2 protein-coding genes and 1 pseudogene are annotated in these 2,130 nt (G+C 39.6%); all 3 read right to left on the bottom strand.

Annotation, left to right across the window (positions count from 1 at the left end; genetic code table 11):
* Window positions 1-340, bottom strand: a pseudogene (locus tag VNZ46_RS08105) (heparinase); the annotation flags it as partial.
* 53 nt (window positions 341-393) lie between these two features.
* Entirely contained in the window at window positions 394-1,137 is a 744-nt protein-coding gene (locus tag VNZ46_RS08100; protein ID WP_133778117.1) for a FadR/GntR family transcriptional regulator, read from the bottom strand.
* Window positions 1,138-1,221: 84 nt separating this feature from the next.
* Window positions 1,222-2,130, bottom strand: a 909-nt coding sequence (locus VNZ46_RS08095) for a LysR family transcriptional regulator (protein ID WP_325559582.1), incomplete at its 5' end; no start/stop codon positions are given.

Genomic DNA, 2,130 nt, shown 5'->3' with positions numbered 1-2,130 from the left:
TTTTGATGTAATCAGCGTATTTTTGTTCGCCTGTAATTTGATAAGCAATACCACAGTTTAAAATGTTGGTGTAGTTCCTTTTGTGCTGCTCATGGCTAAATCCACCGCCTCCGTCTTTTGGCAGCGGTACGCTGATCGGGTTGAGTAAGGCTTTATCTGCATCTGCCTGGACTTTCTTGTAAGATTTTTGAAGTAAGGGATAATCCATGACACCTTTTTTAAGGGCAGGCAAATTAGATTTGGTAATCATAATGGCCGGATGAACCTGCGCTTGCAGTGTTGCCGTGGAAAATATAAGACAAAAGGAGTACAGTACCAGCTTGTTAAAGTAGTTCATCATTTTAAATGGATATAGGTTATATTAAAATAATACTTATCGTATCATGGGCGATATCAGTCTGTTTTAGGTTGGATGAGTTGGTTTGCATTATAGCCGGCCCTGCTGATTTGAAACATATCATTCAAGTGTGCCGCTACCGCATTCTCCGCGGCATCAATGTCCTGTTCTTCTATGGCCTTTAAAATGCTTCTGTGTTCAGGAATAGCCACCTTACCACGGTTTTCTCCACAAATCTTATTCTCTACAATGTTTTTAATGAGGTCGGGAATCAGGATAAGAATCATGGATTCTATGACTGAATTTTTTGAAGCTTTGGCTATTTTGATGTGAAAAAGCATATCTTCTTCTACAGCATCCATTCCACTGTTGATCTTATTCTCATAATCTAAAAGAGCTTCCTTTAAATTCACGAGGTCTTCTTCGGTACGGCGTTCTGCAGCAAGTTTAACGGCGTCAAGTTCCAGGTAATACCTGGCTTCCAGAAGGGCATTAAAATCTTCTTTGTTGAATTTAATCACATCGGTAATGATGCTGTCCATCACTTTGATGCTTAACCCCGCTACATAGGTACCGCTTTGAGGATTGGTTTTTAGCAGTCCATAAAACTCTAGCTTTAAAATGGCTTCGCGAACATAACTTCTTCCTACGCCAAACTTTTCGGCAAGCACTCTTTCTGCGGGCAAGCGGTCACCCGGTTGTAACTGACCTGAGGTTATTAACTGTTTTAACTGACCAATGATCTTATCAACCGGCGATTCTACTTCAATAGATTTAATAGTTTCTATAAACGACTTCATACAATATTTGGTTTACCAATTAATTGGTAAACCAAATCTAAGTATTAAAACATAAAATCCAAGAAATATTTAACATTTAAATTTTTAATCTTTTACCATAGCCATTTCTTTTTCGAAGACATCCTTAATCAGCTGGATCTCTTTGCTGTAAATGGTCCCTTTTCTACATCCGAAATAGAGTGTGTTCTCAATTTTCTGCCTGCCTTCCCAAACGAGTTTAACTTCGCCCAGGTCAATTTCCTTTTTACAGAGGAAATCTGGTATAATGGCTAAACCTCCGCCTGCGGTTAAACAGCGTACGATGGAGTTTAGGTTAGGAACAATATAATTGGGTTTAAAATCGGGACGTTTGGAGAAGTTGGCATGCCAGAAACGGATGAGGTGTTCCATATCACCGGTAGTTCCATACCATTTTTGTTGTTTCAGCCACTTTTCCAGTTCTTTGATATCGCCGTCTATTATTTCTTCAAATCCAGAGGTGTCGGTGGCTTTTCCTGCAACCAATACAATGGTTTCCTTAGAGAATGGTCTATACTCTATATATTTGTTGTTGTCCTTCTGTGGTGTAATGATCAGATCGAGAACACCGTTATCTAAATCGCTGATCATTTGAGGATATTCACCGAATTTGATGATGACGTTGAAGGGGAGTTCTGGCAGATAGGGCTCCAGTGTAATTTGAAAAGTTTCAAAACACATCCCGATGCTGATGGTAGGGGTGTCTTTTTCTGTGCTTTTATGGAAATGCTGTTCTGCGTCTTCCAGTTTACACAGGGCTTCCTGTATAAAATTATATAAAATTTTACCTCTTTCTGTAGAGACCATCCTACGGGAAGTCCTGTCAAATAATTTATAGCCCACATAAGATTCAAGCGAACTTAAATGCAGGCTTACCCCAGGTTGTGAGATGTAGAGAGACTCAGCTGCACCTGTAAGTGTGCCTGTTTCGTAGATTGCCTTAAAGGTTCGGTACCATTCCAGATTTACCATATT

The sequence above is a fragment of the Pedobacter sp. genome (genome assembly GCF_035566355.1).
In the GTDB taxonomy this organism is placed as follows: Bacteria; Bacteroidota; Bacteroidia; order Sphingobacteriales; family Sphingobacteriaceae; genus Pedobacter.
Note: the sequence above shows the minus strand (reverse complement) of the source record. Positions and strands in the feature narration are given on the sequence as shown.